The sequence below is a fragment of the Mycolicibacterium chitae genome (assembly GCF_900637205.1).
GTDB classification, from domain to species: Bacteria; Actinomycetota; Actinomycetes; order Mycobacteriales; family Mycobacteriaceae; genus Mycobacterium; species Mycobacterium chitae.
In genome coordinates this window covers 2,581,185-2,598,446 of record NZ_LR134355.1, presented here as the reverse complement: position 1 = coordinate 2,598,446, position 17,262 = coordinate 2,581,185, and the positions used below count along the sequence as shown (strand labels likewise).

The 17,262-nt window shown below is 69.4% G+C and carries 17 protein-coding genes; 7 read left to right on the top strand and 10 right to left on the bottom strand.

Features of this window, described 5'->3' with window-relative positions; translation table 11 throughout:
• Positions 1-4 precede the first annotated feature (4 nt).
• Genes EL338_RS12270 through EL338_RS12255 form a run of 4 tightly spaced genes read right to left on the bottom strand, consistent with a single transcriptional unit; the run spans position 5 to position 4,140 of the window.
• Entirely contained in the window at positions 5-871 is an 867-nt protein-coding gene (locus EL338_RS12270; RefSeq protein ID WP_126334002.1) for an ABC transporter permease, read from the bottom strand.
• The gene (locus EL338_RS12265) at positions 868-1,743 is read right to left on the bottom strand and encodes an ABC transporter permease (RefSeq protein WP_126334001.1); all 876 of its coding nucleotides are present in this window, start codon (positions 1,741-1,743) and stop codon (positions 868-870) included. The genes EL338_RS12270 and EL338_RS12265 overlap by 4 nt, the downstream gene beginning before the upstream one ends.
• 22 nt (positions 1,744-1,765) lie before the next feature.
• Complete coding sequence (locus EL338_RS12260; RefSeq protein ID WP_126334000.1) at positions 1,766-2,962, bottom strand: polyamine ABC transporter substrate-binding protein; 1,197 nt, start codon at positions 2,960-2,962, stop codon at positions 1,766-1,768.
• Between the two features lie 32 nt (positions 2,963-2,994).
• Positions 2,995-4,140: an ABC transporter ATP-binding protein gene (locus tag EL338_RS12255; RefSeq protein WP_126333999.1), complete on the bottom strand. Its 1,146-nt coding sequence runs from the start codon at positions 4,138-4,140 to the stop codon at positions 2,995-2,997.
• A 291-nt stretch (positions 4,141-4,431) separates the two neighbouring features.
• Here EL338_RS12255 and EL338_RS12250 point away from each other — a divergent pair, with 291 nt between their 5' ends.
• Complete coding sequence (locus EL338_RS12250; RefSeq protein WP_126333998.1) at positions 4,432-6,000, top strand: class I adenylate-forming enzyme family protein; 1,569 nt, start codon at positions 4,432-4,434, stop codon at positions 5,998-6,000.
• 41 nt (positions 6,001-6,041) lie between these two features.
• Positions 6,042-6,860: an acyl-CoA thioesterase domain-containing protein gene (locus EL338_RS12245; protein WP_126333997.1), complete on the top strand. Its 819-nt coding sequence runs from the start codon at positions 6,042-6,044 to the stop codon at positions 6,858-6,860.
• Here the strand turns inward: EL338_RS12245 and EL338_RS12240 are convergent.
• A complete protein-coding gene (locus EL338_RS12240) occupies positions 6,857-8,305 on the bottom strand; it encodes an MFS transporter (protein ID WP_235666455.1) in 1,449 nt (482 codons plus the stop codon). The genes EL338_RS12245 and EL338_RS12240 overlap by 4 nt on opposite strands.
• Before the next feature lie 139 nt (positions 8,306-8,444).
• On the opposite strand from EL338_RS12240, the gene EL338_RS12235 reads away from it, so the two are divergent.
• A complete protein-coding gene (locus EL338_RS12235) occupies positions 8,445-8,843 on the top strand; it encodes a hypothetical protein (protein WP_235666454.1) in 399 nt (132 codons plus the stop codon).
• A complete protein-coding gene (locus EL338_RS12230; protein ID WP_126333995.1) occupies positions 8,764-9,708 on the top strand; it encodes a D-2-hydroxyacid dehydrogenase family protein in 945 nt (314 codons plus the stop codon). The genes EL338_RS12235 and EL338_RS12230 overlap by 80 nt, the downstream gene beginning before the upstream one ends.
• Before the next feature lie 41 nt (positions 9,709-9,749).
• Here EL338_RS12230 and EL338_RS12225 read toward each other — a convergent pair whose 3' ends face one another.
• Positions 9,750-10,517, bottom strand: a complete 768-nt coding sequence (locus EL338_RS12225; protein WP_235666511.1) for a helix-turn-helix domain-containing protein — start codon at positions 10,515-10,517, stop codon at positions 9,750-9,752.
• Positions 10,518-10,662: 145 nt separating this feature from the next.
• Between EL338_RS12225 and EL338_RS12220 the strand changes: the two genes are divergently transcribed.
• Positions 10,663-11,226 (top strand): hypothetical protein, encoded by a 564-nt coding sequence (locus EL338_RS12220; RefSeq protein ID WP_126333993.1) that lies wholly within the window; start codon positions 10,663-10,665, stop codon positions 11,224-11,226.
• Here the strand turns inward: EL338_RS12220 and EL338_RS12215 are convergent.
• A complete protein-coding gene (locus EL338_RS12215; RefSeq protein WP_126333992.1) occupies positions 11,223-12,368 on the bottom strand; it encodes an acyl-CoA dehydrogenase family protein in 1,146 nt (381 codons plus the stop codon). The genes EL338_RS12220 and EL338_RS12215 overlap by 4 nt on opposite strands.
• A gap of 111 nt (positions 12,369-12,479) precedes the next feature.
• Between EL338_RS12215 and EL338_RS12210 the strand changes: the two genes are divergently transcribed.
• Together EL338_RS12210 and EL338_RS12205 are read left to right on the top strand one after the other, a co-directional pair.
• On the top strand, positions 12,480-13,064 hold the full coding sequence (locus tag EL338_RS12210; RefSeq protein WP_126333991.1) for a TetR/AcrR family transcriptional regulator: 585 nt from the start codon (positions 12,480-12,482) through the stop codon (positions 13,062-13,064).
• A gap of 69 nt (positions 13,065-13,133) precedes the next feature.
• On the top strand, positions 13,134-14,054 hold the full coding sequence (locus tag EL338_RS12205) for an LLM class F420-dependent oxidoreductase (protein WP_126336827.1): 921 nt from the start codon (positions 13,134-13,136) through the stop codon (positions 14,052-14,054).
• Here the strand turns inward: EL338_RS12205 and EL338_RS12200 are convergent.
• From EL338_RS12200 to EL338_RS12190, 3 genes are read right to left on the bottom strand one after another with little or no spacing between them, the layout of a single operon-like run.
• On the bottom strand, positions 14,051-14,491 hold the full coding sequence (locus EL338_RS12200; RefSeq protein ID WP_126333990.1) for a response regulator: 441 nt from the start codon (positions 14,489-14,491) through the stop codon (positions 14,051-14,053). The two genes, EL338_RS12205 and EL338_RS12200, sit on opposite strands and share 4 nt — an antisense overlap.
• Positions 14,488-16,092 (bottom strand): sensor histidine kinase, encoded by a 1,605-nt coding sequence (locus EL338_RS12195; RefSeq protein ID WP_126336826.1) that lies wholly within the window; start codon positions 16,090-16,092, stop codon positions 14,488-14,490. The genes EL338_RS12200 and EL338_RS12195 overlap by 4 nt, the downstream gene beginning before the upstream one ends.
• Positions 16,089-17,228, bottom strand: a complete 1,140-nt coding sequence (locus EL338_RS12190; protein WP_372939337.1) for a PP2C family protein-serine/threonine phosphatase — start codon at positions 17,226-17,228, stop codon at positions 16,089-16,091. Before EL338_RS12190 ends, EL338_RS12195 begins: the two co-directional genes overlap by 4 nt.
• Between the last annotated feature and the right edge of the window lie 34 nt (positions 17,229-17,262).

Below are 17,262 nucleotides of genomic sequence, written 5' to 3'. Positions count from 1 at the left end.
TGCATCAGACGGGGCGCTTGCGCCGGTAGAGGGTGCCCAGGGCCAGCAGCGCCAGGCTGACCACCAGGATCACCGTGGCGAGCACATCGATCTGCGGCGGCACCGCGGCCTTGGTGGCGGCGTTGACGTAGAGCGGATAGGTGACCGTCGAGCCGCTGACGAAGTAGGTGATGATGAAGTCGTCGAGCGACAACGCGAAGGACAGCATCGCCGCGGCGACAATGCCCGGGACGATCAGCGGCAGAGTCACTTTGGCGAAGGTGCGGACCGGTCCGGCGCCCAGGTCCAGCGAGGCATCCTCCAGGGTCCAGTCGAATCCGCGGACCCGGGCGCGCACCGTCAGCGCGATGAAGCTGATCTGGAAGGCGACGTGGGCGATGACGATGGTGGTGAACCCGCTGGCCCAGCCGAGGTCGAGGAACAGCGTCAGCAGCGAGGCGCCGAGCACCACCTCCGGCGCGGTCAGCGGCAGCACCAGGAACGCCTCGACGCCCTTGCTGCCGCGGAACCGCTGACGCACCAAGGCAACTGCCAGCAGGGTGCCGAGCACCAGGGCGATCGCGGTGGAGACGGCGGCCACCAACAGGCTCATCTGCAGCGCCTCGGTCAGCGCCGGGTACTTGAACGGATCGGCCCAGTTCTCCAGCGTGAAGCCCTGCCAGGTGTAGTTGAACTTGCCGACGGGTTTGTTGAAGGAGAACAGCACGATCACGAAGATCGGCAGGAAGATGTAGAGCATCACCAGCGCGGCGATGGCGCGCAGCACGAAGTCGCCGACCTTGCCGCTGCTGAGGCGCCGCCGCGACCGGATCCGCGCGCGCGATTCCGAAGGCCCGGTATCGGGCCCGGTGCTCGCGACCGTGCTGCTCATACCAGGTCCTCCGTGCCCAGGGCCTTCGTGTAGGACAGCACGCCGGCCAGGATCAACGCCATCAGCATGAAGCTCAGGGCCGCGGCCGCCGGATAGTCCTTGACCACCAGGAACTGCTTCTGGATGACGTTGCCGATCATCGTGGTCTGGGTGCTGCCGAGATAATCGGCGTTGATGAAGTCGCCCACCGCCGGGATGAACACCAGCATGCTGCCGGCGATCACCCCGGGCATCGACAGCGGCAGGATCACCTTGCGGAAGGCCCGGAAACTCGACGAGTACAGGTCGCGGGACGCCTCGAGCAGCCGCGCATCGATCTTCTCCAGGCTCACATACAACGGCAGGATCATGAAGATCACCCAGTTGTAGATCAGGCCGCCGATCACCGCCCAACTGGTCGACAGCAGCCGTCCCTCGTCGGGCAGCAGGCCGATCGACCCCAGCGCGCTGACCACCACGCCGTCGTCGGCCAGGATGGTTTTCCAGGCCAGCGTCCGGATCAGGAAGGTGACGAAGAACGGCAGGATCACCAGCCCCAGCAGCAGGCTCTTGAACCGGCCCGACTTGAACGCGATCACGTACGCCAGCGGGTACGAGATCAGCAGGCACACCACGGTTGCCGTCAGCGCGTACCCCAGCGACCGGACGATCTGCTCCTGATATGTGGTGAACGCCTCGGCGTAATTGCCGAAGTCCCACGCGAAGGTCAGCGTCGGCAGGTACACCGAGCCGCCCGAGGTCGACAGCGACGTCCGGAACAGCGACCAGAACGGGATGACGAAGAAGATCGCCAGGTAGGCCAGAGCCGGCAGGATCATCAGGTACGGCGCGATCCTGCTGCGCTGCCGACCGCTGGCGGCGACCCCGGCCATCTAGGGCCTCACCCTCATGGCGTCAGCCGCCGGTGATCGTGGCGTAGGCGGCGTTGAACTCCTGCGTCTGCTCGTCGCTGAGGGCCGGCCAGGCGTGCAGCTTGGCCAGGACGTCCGAGGGCGGGTTCACCAACGGGTTGCCCGCGATGGCCGGGTCGATCTTGGCCAGCTCGTCGGTCATGTCGGACAGCACCGGGACAAACTGGGTGGCGGCAACAAGTTTCGCGTAGTTCGGCCGGTCGTAGACGTAGTCGATCCACGCCTCGGCGCCCTTCTGGTTCTGCGTGGTGTAGGGGATCACCTGATTGTCGATGAACCAGGTGCCACCCGAATCGGGGACCACGAACTCCAGGTCGGGGTTGTCGGCCTGCAGCTGCACCACGTCACCGGAGTAGGCCTGGGCGATCACGACATTGCCCGCCGCCAGGTCGTCGCCGTAGTCGTTGCCGGTGAACCGGCGGATCTGGCCGCTGTCCTTGTGTTCGCGGATCAGGTCGACGGCCTTCTGGATGGACTCGATGCTCGGATCGTCCAGCGAGCTGCCTTGGGCGAGCATCACCAGGCCGAGGCCGTCCTGCATGTCCGAGAGCAGGCTGACCTGTCCGCGGAAGGCGGGATCCCACAGGTCGTCCAGCGAGGTGATGGGGCGGCCGGTCGCGGCCTTGTTGTAGGCGATGCCCACCATGCCGGACATGTACGGGGCCAAGAACTTCCGGCCCGGGTCGATGGCGGCGTCCACCAGATCGGTGCGCAGATTCTTCTTGTTCGGGACGCGTTCCTCGCTGATCTCGTTGAGCCAACCCAGGTTCATCAGTCGCGCGGCCATGAACTCGCTGGGGATCACCAGGTCGGCGCCGATGTCCTGCTTGCGCGACAGCGGCTCCTTGAACTTGGCGAACCACTCCTCGTTGTCGTTGAAGTCTTCCTTGTAGTCGACGGTCAGCCCGCTTGCGGTCTGGAACGCGGCGACGAACCCGTCGGCCATGTAATAGGGCCAGTTGGAGATGCGCAGCGTGCCGGTGGCCGGCGAGCCGTCGTCCGGCGCGGCGGTGTCGGTGCTGCCCGACCCGCTGTCGGAGCCGCACGCGGTCAGGAACGACGGGCCGAGCACCAGCGCCGCGGCGGCCGCGGCGCCGCCGCCGAGGAAGCGCCGCCGCGAGGCCCGGTTGGTCGCGAGGTGGGCCGGCCGGCGCGGGTCGATGTCATGAGGAGTGGGCATGGCCGCGAACGCCTTTCGTCGGGAAACGGGGGTCAGGAGTCACCGAGCATCTCCTCGAGATCCTCGGTGGTCGGGATGTCGGCGGCCGGCAGCACCAGCGACGCCTCGGGGGACCACGCGACGTAGACCTGATCGCCGGGCCGCAGCATCGGCAGCTGCTGTTCGGCGCCGACATGGGCGACGATGGGGGAGCCGTCCGCGGCGGCCAGCGATAACCGCAGCACCGGCCCCTGGAAGGTGAGGTCGGTGACCGTGGCCGGCACCGAAACCACCTCGGCGGTGGGCGGTTCCATCGACACCCGCACGCGCTCCGGTCGCACCATCAGCGTCGCGTGCCCGCCGCTTTCGATGGTGGTGTCACCCGGGGTGGCGGCCAGCGTGGTGCCCAGCACGTCGACCTCGACGAAGTCGCGGTTGACCCGACCGGTCTGCCGGCCGTGCCACAGGTTGGCCTGCCCGATGAAACCGGCGACGAACACCGTGGCGGGCCGGTCGTAGATCTCGGTGGGGCTGCCGATCTGCTCGACGCGCCCGGCGTTCATCACCGCGATCCGGTCGCTCATCGTCAGCGCCTCCTCCTGGTCGTGCGTCACGTAGACGAACGTGATGCCCAGTTCGCGCTGGATCCGTTTGAGTTCGAACTGCATGACGTGGCGCAGTTTGAGGTCGAGCGCGCCGAGCGGCTCGTCGAGCAGCAGGGCGCTCGGGTAGTTGACCAGCGCGCGGGCCAGCGCGACCCGCTGCTGCTGGCCGCCGGAGAGCTGGGCCGGTTTGCGTTGGGCGAAGTCGGTCAGCCGGACCACCTCGAGCAGGTCGTCGACCCGGCGCCGGACCTCTTCCTTCCCCTTGCCCTTCCCTTTGCGTTTGTCCAGCTTCTGGCTGCGCGGCCCGTAGGCGACGTTGTCCCACACCGTCATGTGCGGGAACAGCGCGTAGTGCTGGAAGACGGTGTTGACGTTGCGCTTGTGCGGCGGCATCCGGGAGACGTCGCGCCCCTCGAGCCGGATGGCCCCCGTGGTGGGCGTCTCGAAGCCGGCGATCATCCGCAGGGTGGTGGTCTTTCCGCAGCCGGACGGCCCGAGCATCGAGAAGAACTCGCCGGCCCCGATCGCGAAGTCGGCGTCGTCGACGGCCACGTAGTCGTCGAACCGCTTGACCACATGATCGATCTCGATCACCGGGCCGGCCGCGGCGCGCGCGCCGCGTTCGGCCTGCTGTTCGGTGGGTTCGGTGCCGGTCTTCGTCAGGGCAGCGCTCCTGTCTTCCGGGTCGGTCAGCCCGCCTGCGGCCGGTGGCGTCGACGTGTTGCTTAACCTTCACCCATCGGCAGGGTCCTCGCAACCGATTCCGTCACGATTTCTCATCTTTTCGATGGAATCTGTTGCTTCCCGCTCCAGCGGCGGCCGAACTCAGATCTGAGCGGTCCACCGCGCCGCACCGGAACCGACTCGACTACTGTTGGCTCCTCGGTGAGCACAGAGCAGCTATCGACATCCAGTCCGCAGACCTTCTGGGATTTGGTCTGCGCGGCGGCCGACCGGTTTCCCGATCGCCCGGTGGCCGGCGACGATCACGGCCGCAGCCTCGACGCGGCGGGACTGCGCGATGCCGCGCTGTCGACCGCGGCGGCGTTCGCGGCCCACGGGATCGGCCCCGGCACCGTGGTGTCCTGGCAGCTGCCCACCTCGCTGGAGACCATGGTGGTGATGGCGGCGCTGGCCCGGCTCGGGGCGGTGCAGAATCCCGTCCTGCCGATCTGGCGTGAGAGCGAACTGCGATTCGCCACAACGCAGTTGGGCACCGAGGCGCTGATCGTTCCGGGGCGGTGGCGCGGGGTCGACCACCGCGAGTTGGCGCGCACCGCCGTGGCCGACTCCGGGGTGCCGATCATCGTCGTCGACCACGAAGCGGTGCCGCGTCCCGGGGCCCTGCGCCTGCCCCGCGGCGAGAAGGGGGCGCCGTCGGTCGCGCCGCCCGGCGACGCCGACGAACCACGTTGGGTGTACTACTCGTCGGGGACCACCGCCGCCCCGAAGGGCATCCGGCACAGCGACCGCACCGTGATCGCCGGATCGTCGGGCGTGGTCGCGATGGTCGGCGCCGGCCGCACCGACAGGTACCCGATCGCGTTCCCCATCTCCCACATCGGCGGGGCCGCGATGCTGGCGGCCGCGCTGCTGACCGGGCTGCGACTGGTGCTGTTCGAGCACTTCGACCCGCAGTCGAGCCCCGACGCGATCGCCCGGCACCGGCCCACCCTGCTGGGCACGGCGACGCCGTTCTTCGTCGCGTATCTGGCCGCCCAGCGCCGGCACGGCGAACCCCCGCTGTTCCCCGACCTGCGCGGCTGCATCGGAGGCGGGGCACCCATCACCGCCGAACTCGGGGCGCAGGTGCGAAACACGTTGGGCGTGCCGGGAATCGCGAACTCGTGGGGACTCACCGAGTTTCCGGTGGCCACTTCGCCGGCATTGGATGCCCCCGCGGCCGTGCTGGACCACACGGTGGGCCCGCCGGTCCCGGGTGTGGCCGTGCGGGTGGTCGACGAGGACGGCCGCGAACTCGGCGTCGGGGCCGAGGGCGAGCTTCGACTCAAGGGGCCGCAGTGTTTCCTGGGCTACGTCGATGCCGGTTTGAACGACGACGCGTTCGACGCCGACGGGTGGTTCCGCAGCGGCGACATGGGGCGCGTCGACGCCGCGGGCAACGTCACGGTGACCGGCCGGATCAAGGACGCCATCATCCGCAACGCCGAGAACATCTCCGCACTCGAGATCGAGGGGGTGCTGGCCGACCATCCCGGCGTCGTGGACGTCGCGGTGATCGGGGTGCCCGACGCGCGCACCGGCGAACGGGTGTGCGCGGTCATCGTCGCCGCCCCCGGCGCCGCGATCTCGCTGGGCAGCCTCGCCGCGCACTGCGAGAACCGCGGCCTGGCCCGGTTCAAGACCCCCGAGCGGGTCGAGTTCGTCGACGTCCTGCCCCGCAATCTCACCGGCAAGGTCCTCAAGACGGAGCTGCGCCGGCGGTTCGGTTGAGCCCGGACGGTGTCGGCGCCGCCGTATGCGAGGATGCCCGGGTGACCGTTCGCCCAGCCCACTTCGCCGATTCACCGGACGGTTTCCTACCGTCGCCCTACGCCCGGAGCCGCTGGGGCGAGGATCAACTGAACGGCCCGGCCGTCGTGGGGCTCGCCGCGCACTGCCTCGAGCGCGACTACGGTTCGGCCGACTTCCAGCCGGCACGGCTGACGGTGGACCTGTTCAAGGCCGCCCGCGGCGTGCCGACCACGGTGCGGGCGCGGCTGATCCGCGACGGCCGCCGGATCCGCAACGCCGAATGCGATGTGCTGCAGGGCGACGTCGTGGTGGCCCGCGCCGGCCTGGTGTTCTATCGCCGCTCGTCGGCGCCCGAGGGCGAGCAGTGGTCCCCGCCCGTCGAATTCACCTTCCCCGACTCGTTGCCCACCGGCGACGAGCACACCCTGCCCTACACCGGCAGCGACGCGGTGGGCTGGACGCAGAAGATCGGCGACCACCAGAACACCTCGCGCACCCGGTTCGTCGATCGGGGAATCGATGTGGTTGCCGGACAACCCAATACGCCCTTCGTGCGGGCGTCGGTGGTCGGCGAGGCCACCAGCCTGGTGACCCATCTCGGCACGCGCGGAGTCGGCTACATCAACGGCGACCTGACGGTAGGTCTGACCCGGTTGCCGGTCGGGGAGTGGATCGGTGTGCAGGCCGAGTCACACTGGGCCGCCGACGGCGTCACGGTGGGCACGGCCACCCTGTTCGACGGCACCGGGCCGTTCGGGTCGGGAATGGTGACCGCGCTGGCCAATCCGTCGGCCGCGCTCGATTTCAGCACCCACTCGCAACCGAACCCGCCGGCCTAACCCCACTCGTGCTGCATGGCCCGTGAGTCCACCTGGGCCGCCACCGATTCGGTGCGCTTGGTCCGGGTGCGGGTCAGTGCGATGAGCAGGGTCGCCAGCGCGGCGGTGCCGGCCCCGGCGAAGAAGATGACGACGAAGGTGGCCTCGCTGGGCAGTCCGGTCCGGGCGCTCACGTGGCCCAGCAGCACCGCCACCACGGCCGCGGCGATCGAACTGCCGACGGTGCGGGCAATGGCGTTGATACCGGTGGCGATGCCGGTCTCACCGGGCCCGGCCTCGCTGACCACCAGCGCCGGCAGCGCCCCGTAGGCCAGGCTGATGTAGGCGTTGGTCAGCGCCCCGGCGACAATCACCTGCCAGGTCGCCGAGTGCGCCAGCGCCAGCATCACGAAGCCGGCCACGCCGGTGAGCGCGCCGGTCATCAGCACCGGTCGCGGCCCGTACCGGTCGATGATCCAGCCGCTGCTGGTCGCGGTCACGAACCCGGTCAGCGCCCCCGGCAGCAGGAACACCACGCTGGACTGCAGGACCGTCGCCGAGAAGCCGTAGCCGGTGACCTCGCGCGGCATCTGGACGAACAACGTCAGGCCGAGGAAGCCGAAGTACAGCCCCATGCCGACGAAGACGGTGGCGACGTTGGTCAGCAGCATCGCCGGCCGGGTCAGCATGGCGATGGAGACCAACGGATGCGTGCGCCGTCGTTCCCAGCGCCACCAGCCCGCCAGCACCAGCAGACCTGAGGCCAGGCACCCCCACGTCGCCGGCGTCCGCCAGCCCCACGTGCTGCCCTGGGTGATGGCCAACAGCACCGCGGTCAGGCCCACGGCCAGACCGAGCGCACCCACCCAGTCGATGCCGCCGTCGCCGTCGCCGGCCCGCGTCGGGACCACCCAGACCACCAGCGCCATCACCAGGACCGTGAACGCCGTCGTGAGCCAGAAGACGCGGTGGTAGCCGGCCGAGCCGCTCATCAGCAGGCCGGTGACCACCAGGCCGACCCCGCCGCCGAACCCGAGCATCCCGGAGAGCACCGCCAGGGCCCGGACCACCTGCCGCGGCTGCAACTCGGCGCGCAGGATGGCCACACAGATCGGGTACAGCGCGAATGACGCGCCCTGCAGCACCCGGGCCAGGATCAGCAACGGCAGCGAGCTGGTCACCGCGGCGAGCAGCGAGCCCGCCAGCACCACGACGAGCACGCCCAGCAGCACGTGTTTCTTGTTGTAGAGATCCGCGAGCCGCCCGATCAGCGGTGTCGCGGCCGCCGCCGCGAGCAGGTTCGCCGTCACCGCCCAGCTGACGGCCACCGCGGACACGTCGAGCTGTTCGGCCATCACGCCGAGCACCGGGACCACCGCGGTCTGCAGCAGCGCGACGGTCAGCGCGACCACGCTGAGCGAGAGAACCAGGACGCCGGTTCGCTGGCGTTCTCGGGTCCTGGGCACGACCTCGATTATGGCCACGGGGCGCCGAAGCCACGGACACGGGTACCCATGGGTACCGAACCCGCGCTGGGCTGACCTGCGGGCTCGACTACCTGGCGGGTAATTGCGGGGTGAGCCGTCCCGGCGCACCGTAGAAATCATGGTGAATGTCACAGCGAACGGGGGCTGCGGACCGCCGATTCCCGCCTGGTTGACCTTCGTGCTGAAGGCCGATCGGGCCGGTTCGTCCTGGTACATCGGCACCGGCTTCTTCTTCGCGCCGCTGTTGGTGGTGCTCTCGCCCTCGCCGATGCTGACGGCGGTGGCCTGGGTAGTGATCGCCCTGGTGGGTTTGTGGTTAGGTTTGCTCGGGATCGCGATGGCCACGGGTCTGGCCCTCGTCCTGCGTTCCGGAGGTGAGATTCCCGAGGACTACTGGCGCAGCATCCTCGACTATCCCGGCGGAAGGGCCAGCACCGATGAAAGTGGCGATCCTCGACGACTATCAGGGCGTGGCCCTGCAACTGGCCGATTGGTCGCCGGTGGCCGACCGGGCTGAGATCACCGTGTTCACCGATCATCTGGCCGATCCCGACGACGTCGTGGCCCGGCTGGCGCCCTTCGACGTGGTCTTCGTGATGCGGGAGCGCACGCCGCTGCCGCGCGAGGTGCTCGAGCGCCTGCCCCGGCTGCGGATGATCGCCTCGAACGGCAAGGTCAACGCGGCGATCGACATGGCCGCCGCGCAACAACAGGGCATCGAGGTCAGCGGCAGCGGCGGTACCGCGGCTGGCACCGTCGAGATGACCTGGGCGCTCATCCTTTCGGCCGCCCGCGCGCTGCCGACCGAGAACGCCTCGCTGCGCTCCGGTGGCTGGCAGACCGGGGTAGGCACCGAGTTGGCGGGCCGGACGCTGGGTGTGCTGGGACTGGGCCGGATCGGCAGCCGGGTCGCCCGCGTCGGCGCGGCGTTCGGTATGGACGTGATCGCCTGGAGCCAGAACCTCACCCCCGCGGCGGCCGAGGCCGCCGGTGCGCGCTGGGTGGACCGCGACACGCTGCTGGACACGGCCGATGTGCTGAGCATCCACCTGCGGCTCAGCGACCGCACCCGCGGGCTCATCGGGGCCGACGCACTGGCCCGGATGAAGCCGACGGCGCTGCTGATCAACACCTCTCGGGGCCCCATCGTCGACGAGGCCGCGCTGGTGTCGGCGTTGCGCGCGGATCGCCTCGGCGGCGCCGGCCTGGATGTGTTCGACACCGAACCCCTGCCGGCGCAGCATCCGCTGCGCAGCCTCGACAACGTGGTCGCGACCCCGCACATCGGCTACGTCACCGACCGGCAATACCGGAGGTTCTTCGCCGACGCGGTGGCGGCCATCAGCGACTGGTTGGACCGAAACTCAGGTGCCGCCAGGTAGTTTCGCGCGCAGCCAGTCCGGCCGGCACGGTCGCGGCGGGTTCAACCCTCTGCCACCTCTCGGTCGCGGGCGGCGTCGGCCAGCAACCGGGCGGTCCGGGAGTCCGCGGGCAGGAACGCCTCGATGCTCAGTTCGGCGACCGTCAGATCCAGGGCCGTGCCGAACGTGCTGACCATACTCAGCAACGACAGGGCCTCGCCGCCGGTGGTGACCAGCCGCAGCGGTACAGCGACGCCGCCGAGTTCGTCGGCCTCGCCCGAGCCGCCCGGATAGGCGTCGAGTTCGGCCAGCAGGCTGCGCAACTCGGCGCGGTCGCCGGCCAGGCTCTCGCGGCGCAGCCGTTCGAGCAGATGGTGCCGCCACTGCGCGAGGTTCTCGATCCGCGGGGCCAGCCCGTTGGGGTGCAGCGCGATGCGCAGCGCGTTGGGGACCTCGAGGAGCTCGGGGGACACGCCGTCGAGCAGCACCGCGGTGGCGGCGTTGGCGCGCACGATATTCCACTCGCGATCGACCACCAGGCACGGATGCGGCTCGTGGGCGTCGAGCACCCGCTCGACGCCGGTGCGCACCGCCGCCAGCTCCGGGTCCTCCCACGACCGCTCGGAGTACTCCGGCGCGAGGCCGGCCGCGAGCAACAGCTGATTCTGCTCGCGCGGCGGGACGCCCAGCGCGGTGGCCAGCCGCAGCACCATCGCGCGGCTCGGCGCCGAACGCCCGGTCTCGATGAAGCTGACATGGCGCGAGGACACGTCGGCGCCCAGGGCCAGCTCGAGCTGGCTGAGCCGACGGCGCCGACGCCACTGGCGCATCAGTGCGCCGAACGGGGGAGCCGAGGCCTGCGTGGAGGTGTGCGCGGTGCTCACCGCCTCAGTCTGGGCGACGACGGTGCCGTCGGCACGCATTCGGCGCGTGCTGTGCGGTGGCCGCGGACGGACGTGAGACCGTTACAGGACTATGAACACGCACGATTACGTCACCTATGAACAGTGGGGGCGTGAATTCTTCGAGGTCGCCGTGACGGAGGAGCGTGTCGCGGCCGCCTTCGGGGCCATCGCCGGCGACCAGTTCGAGATGGGTCCGCTGGCGCAGGGGCCGGGCCGCATCGCGCGGGTCAGCGCCAAGGTGAAGATCCGCGAACCGCAGGCCACCCGGGTGCTCGGCGACACCATCACCTTCGACATCCGGATTCCGCTGGAGATCGACCTGGTCGTCGACCTGCGCCTGGACAAGCCGCGGTTCAAGGTGGACGGCGAGGTCGCGTTGCGCGCGACCGCCCGGGCCGCCAAACCGCTGTTGCTAATCATCGACGTGGCCAAGCCGCGGCCGTCCAACATCAGCGTGCACGTGTCGTCGGACTCGATCCGGGGCGAGATCGTGCGGATCATCGGCGGCGTGGACGCGGAGATCCGGCGGTTCATCGCCCAGCACGTGGCCGATCAGATCGACGCGCCCGAATCGCAGCAGGCGCAGATCATCGACGTCGCCGAGCGTCTCGACGCGGCCTGGACCGGCGTCTAGCGCTGCTTGGCCAGGTCGCGGCTGATGACCAGGCGCTGAATCTGGTTGGTGCCCTCGAAGATCTGCGTGATCTTGGCCTCCCGCATGTAGCGCTCCACCCGGTAGTCCCGGGTGTATCCGACGCCGCCGAGCACTTGGACCGCGTCCGTGGTGACCTTCATCGCGGCATCGGTGGCGACCAGTTTGGCCACCGAGGCGTTGCGCGAGTACGGCAGCCCGGCGTCGCGGCGGCGCGCCGCGTCCAGGTAGGTGGCGCGGGCTGAGTCGACCGCCGCGGCCATGTCGGCCAGCAGGAAGCCCAGCCCCTGATGGTCGATGATCTTGCGCCCGAAGGTGCTTCGCTCCTGGCTGTAGGCAACGGCGTCGTCGAGGGCGGCCTGGGCCAGACCCACGGCCACCGCGGCGATGCCCAGGCGGCCCGAATCCAGTGCGCTGAAGGCGATCTGCAGACCTTGGCCCTCCTCGCCGATGCGCCGCTCGGCGGGGATCAGGGCGTTGTCGTAGTGCGCGGCCGTGGTCGGCACCGCGTGCAGGCCCATCTTCTCCTCGGGCTTACCGAAGGTGAGCCCGGGCGTGCCGGCCGGCACCAGGAAACACGAGATCCCTTGCGAGCCGGTGCCGGTGCGGGCGAACAGGTTGTAGAAGTCCGCGATCCCGCCGTGGGTGATCCACGCCTTCTCGCCGGTGATCCGGTATCCGTCGTCGGCGGCCACCGCCTTGCAGGTCAGCGCGCCCGCATCCGAGCCCGCCTGCGGTTCGGACAGGCTGTAGGCCCCGATGGTGGTGCCGCCCAACATCTCCGGCAGCCACTGCGACTTCTGCTGCTCGGTGCCGAAGGCCATCAAAGGGTGACACGACAGGCTGTGTACGCTGACGGCGACGGCCACGGCGGCCCAACGCGCCGCGAGTTCCTCCAACACCTGCAGGTAGACCTCGTAGGGTTGTCCGCCGCCGCCCCATTCCTCGGGGTAGGGGAGGCTCAGCAGCCCGGCCTCGCCGAGGGTGGCGAACAGACCGTCAGGGTAGGTCTCGTCGCGTTCGCACTCGTCGACGCGGGGCGCCAGCGCCTTGTCGGCGATGTCGCGGGCGAGCGCGATCAGGTCGCGCGCTTCGTCATTGGGCAGGAGTCGGTCGACGGGCACGCGTCCTCTTTCCTCTCGTCGGAGCTGGCTACCACCGGGCAGCAGTACTGTGCGGCGACTTCCAGTATCAATCGAACAGTACTACAGAACTCCCTCCAGTACTATCGATGCGTGCAGAGCAGCCCCGCCACCGACTTCGGCACCGCCCGCCGGACCCAACTCTTCGACCAGCTACTGACGTTGTTCCTGGCCGAGGGATTCGCGCAGCTGACGCTCGACGACATCGCCGCCCGGCTGCGCTGCTCGAAGTCGACTCTCTACACCTTGGCCGGGAGCAAGGATGACCTGGTGGTCGCGGCCACCGTGCACTTCTTCCGCGGCGCCACCGCGCACGTCGAGAGCCGGGTGGGCGCGGTCGACGGCGCCCGCGCGCGCATCACCGCCTACCTGACCGCAGTGGGTCAGGCCCTCGACGCCGCCTCGGCACGGTTCATGGCCGACCTCGGGGCGTTCCCGCCGGCGCGCGAGGTCTACGAGACGAACACCGCCATCGCTGCGCAGCGGGTCCAGGACCTGATCGCCGAGGGCGTGGCGGCCGGGGAGTTCCGCGACGTGCACGCCGCCTTCGCCGGGGAACTCGCCGCGACGATGATGGTCGGCATCCAACAGGGTCGGGTCCGGGCGGCCACCGGACTCGACGACGCCGCGGCCTACCGCGAGTTGGCCGCGATCCTCACCGGCGGCATCGACGCCTGACCGTCGCCGTGTCCGTATGACATTTCGGCCCGCAGGTGTAACGTCAGCAGCGCTATGGACCCCACCCAGATCCGCTTCGCCATCACCCATCCCATGCACACGCATCCGTACCATCCGGATGTCGTGTCAGGCACCGGGATCGCCCGGATCGCCGCCGCCGCCGAGAAGGCGGGCATCCACGGCTTCGGGTTCACCGACCACCCGGCGCCCTCGCAACGCTGGCTCGAACACGGCGGGCACGACGCGCTGGACCCGTTCGTGGCCATGAGTTTCGCCGCGGCCCACACCACGACGCTGCGGCTGATCCCCAACATCGTGGTACTGCCGTACCGGAATCCCTTCGTCGTGGCCAAGGCCGCGGCCACGCTGGACCTGTTGTCCGACGGCCGGTTCACCCTCGCCGTCGGGGTGGGGTACATGCGCAAGGAATTCGACGCACTCGGGGTGGACTACGAACAGCGCGCCGAATTGTTCGAGGAGGCGCTGCAGGCCATCCGGGCCGTGTGGACCACCGACGACCTGACCTTCGAGGGCAAGCACTTCGCGGCCCGCGGCATCACCGCGCACCCCCGTCCGGCCGCCACGCCGCACCCGCCGATCTGGATCGCCGGCAACACCGGTTCGGCGCGCCGGCGGGTGGCCCAGTACGGCGACGGCTGGTGTCCGTTCCCGGCGCCGGCGGGTCTGGCGCGCACCGCCAAGACCGCCCCCATCGATTCGATCGAGCGGCTGCGCACCCTGATCACCGATCTGCATGCCCAACTCGAGGCGGCCGGACGCGACCCGGCGTCGGTCGACGTGGCGTTCTCGCCGTTCTACGCCACCAGCCCCGGCGACGACGCGTTCAACGCCGACGAGTTCCTTAGCGGCCTGGAACAGCTCGCGGCCGCCGGCGTCACCTGGGTCAACATCAACATCCCCGGCGACGGGGTCGGCCAGGCCCTGGACGCACTGGATCGCTTCCGCGCCACGGTGATCGAGGCGCTCTAGAACTGGGGGAGCCGCACCACCTGGACGAAGAACTCGTCGATCTGGCGGACCGCGCTCATGAACTGATCGAGGTCTACCGGTTTGGTCACATACGCGTTGGCGTGCAGCTTGTAACTGCGCAGGATGTCCTCCTCGGCCGAGGAGGTGGTCAGCACCACGACCGGGATATGGCACAGGTCCGGATCGGACTTGATGGTCTCCAGCAGTTGGCGGCCGTCGTACTTGGGCAGGTTCAGGTCGAGCAGGATCAGGTCCGGCTGCGGCGCGTCGGTGTAGCTGCCGCGCCGGTACAGGAAGTCCAGGCCCTCCTCGCCGTCGCGCGCGACGTGCAAGGTGTTGTTGATCTTGTTGTGCTCGAATGCTTCTCGGGTGATCAGCTCGTCACCCGGGTCATCCTCGACCAACAAGACGTCGATCGGACCTTCGCCGTTCGTCATGGGCGAGTTCCTTCCTGTTCTACCGCCACACCGTCGTCCACGGTCAGCGGCAAGGTGAAGCAGAACCTGGTCCCGTCGGTGTAGGACGGGTCGATCCAGATGGTGCCGCCGTGATACTCCACGATCTTCTTGCAGAGCGCCAGTCCGATTCCGGTCCCAGAGTAAACGTCACGTCCATGTAAGCGTTGAAAGATCACAAAGACCTTCTCGGCGAACTCCTCGGGGATCCCAATGCCGTTGTCCGCGACGCGGATCAACCAGCCCTCACCGAAGCTCTCCGGGGCCGGTCCGCACTCGACGACGACCCGCGGCGGCACCTCGGGTCGGCGGAACTTCATCGCGTTGCCGATGAGGTTCTGGAACAGCATGGTCAACAGCGTCGGGTCGCCTGTCACGGTCGGCAGGGGCTGCTCGGGGCGGACGATCTGGACCCCCGATTCCTCGACGGCCTCCGACAGGTTGTCCAGCGCATCGTCGAACGCCGCGGTCAGTTCGACCTCGGCCAGCTTGGTGTTGAGTCGGCCCACCCGGGAGAACGTCAGCAGATCATTGATCAGGATCTGCATTCGCTTGGCGCCATCGACGGCGAACTTGATGTACTCGTGGCCCCGGGCGTCGAGTTGATCGCCGTAACGCTTCTCGAGCAGCTGGCAGAACGACGCGATCTTGCGCAGCGGCTCCTGCAGGTCGTGCGAGGCCACGTAGGCGAACTGCTCGAGCTCGGCATTGGACCGGCGCAGTTCCACGGCCTGCTCGTCGAGCGCCTCGGCCTGCTGGGCCAGCACCGCGCGACCGGTGTGGGACACCTCGAGTTCGTCGACGATCCGTTGGCGCATGTCCTCGACGTCAGCGGCGATGGCGCGGATGTCCTTGGGCCCCCGCGGGTTGATGCGCTCCCCGAAGTTGCCTTCCGTGATCCGCCGGCATGCCGCCGCCAGTGCTTCCAGGGGCCGGGTGACCGCTCGGCGCACCATGGTCGCCAGCAGCAACGCGGTGACGAGAATCGCCAGCAGCATCGTGATCAGGACGCCGTTGCGCCAGGCCTGCGCGCGACTCATGTCGGTGATGCCGGCGGTGCGGGCCTCGAAGAGGTGTTCGCTCTGGGTGTCGAAAAGCGCGCGCAGTTGGTCGAATTGGGCCTTGCCCTCTTCGGCGGCGGCGGTGTCGAAGTCCGGCCGCGATCCGGGCTCCACGCCGGCGATCTGCGGCTCGGCGTAGGTCGCGCGCCAGGTGGCCGCAGTTTCCTGGATCGCCTCGAGGTCGGCGATCAGCTGCGGCCGGTCCCCGACCCGGTGCCGGATCTCGGCGGCCGCGCGGGTCTCGGCGGCCTGCCCCTCGAAGTAGGGCTCCAGGAACTGCGTGTCGGCGGCGATCAGGTAGCCGCGCACGGCGGATTCCTGGTCACCCAGCGCCGCCTGCAACTGATAGGCCGCCACCCGCGCCGGTTGGATCTCCTCGGTGAGTTCGCGCGAGACCCGGTCGGTGCGGTTCAACAGCAAGGTGGTGGCCACCCCGCAGATCAACACCACCACTCCCGTCAGCGACAGGACCAGCACCAGCCAGCCCTGCACCGTGAATTGCCAACGGCGGGGGGAAGTCACCACGGATGGCGCTCCACCCGTACCACCGCGATGTCGTCGGTGATGCCACCGTGGTCCAGCGCGCGGCTTTCCGCGCCGTCGATGAGGGCGTCGACGAACTCCGCGCCCGGCAGGTGCGCCACCGAGCGCGCCAGTTCGAGCAGGCCGTCCTCACCGAGCCGGGCCGAACCGCGACCGGAGTGCCCCTCGAACAGCCCATCGGTGAGCATCACCATGCCCGCGCCGGGAGGCAGTTCCACCTGGTCGGCCGGCCAGTCACCGCTGTGCACCCCGAGCGCGGGCGCACCCGGCGGCATCACCCACTCGACGGTGCCCTCGTGATGCAGCAGCATGCCGGGATGACCCGCGCGGACCGCGTTGATCAGCGGGCCGGCCGGCGGGATCGCGAGGCTCATCACCGTCGCGAAGATGCCGGTACCGGCGCGCTCGGCCTGCAGGATCCGGTTGAGCTCGCGCATCCGGTCGGTACCGCGCAGACCCGCGAAGGTCAGGGCGCGCCAGGCGATGCGCAGCGCGACGCCGAGCGCGGCCTCGTCGGGGCCGTGGCCGGCGACGTCGCCGACGACCACGTGCACCGTGCCGTCCGCGGTCTGCACGAAGTCGTAGAAGTCGCCGCCGACCAGTGCGTTCTCCCGGCTGGGCCGATACCGGGCCACGATGTCGACATTGGAATCCTCGCGCAGCAGCGGCGAGGGCAGCAGGCCCCGCTCGAGGCGAGCGTTCTCCCGCTCCCGCAGTTCGCTGGCGTGCAACTCCACGGCGGTCCATTCCGCGCGCTTGCGTTCCACGGCGTACAGCACGGCCCGGCGCAGCATCTCCGGCTCCACCCGGCCCTTGACCAGGTAGTCCTGCGCTCCGGAGGCCACCGCGGAGACCCCGAAATGCTCGTCGGCCAGCCCGGTGAGCACCACGATGGGCAGGGTCGGGTCCAGCGCCGTCATCCGCTCGAGCGCGGTGTTGCCCAGGGTGTCAGGGAGGTTCATGTCCAGCAGCACGCAATCGGGGCGACCGGTCGCGAGCCGGCGTTCCGCCTCGGCCATCGACGGGACCCAGATGACGGTGGCCTCGGTCAACGCATCGGCGACGAGTTCCTCGACCAGCACGGCGTCGCCGGGGTCGTCCTCGACCAAGAGCAGTGACAACCGATGATGGCGTGTGTCATCGACGGGT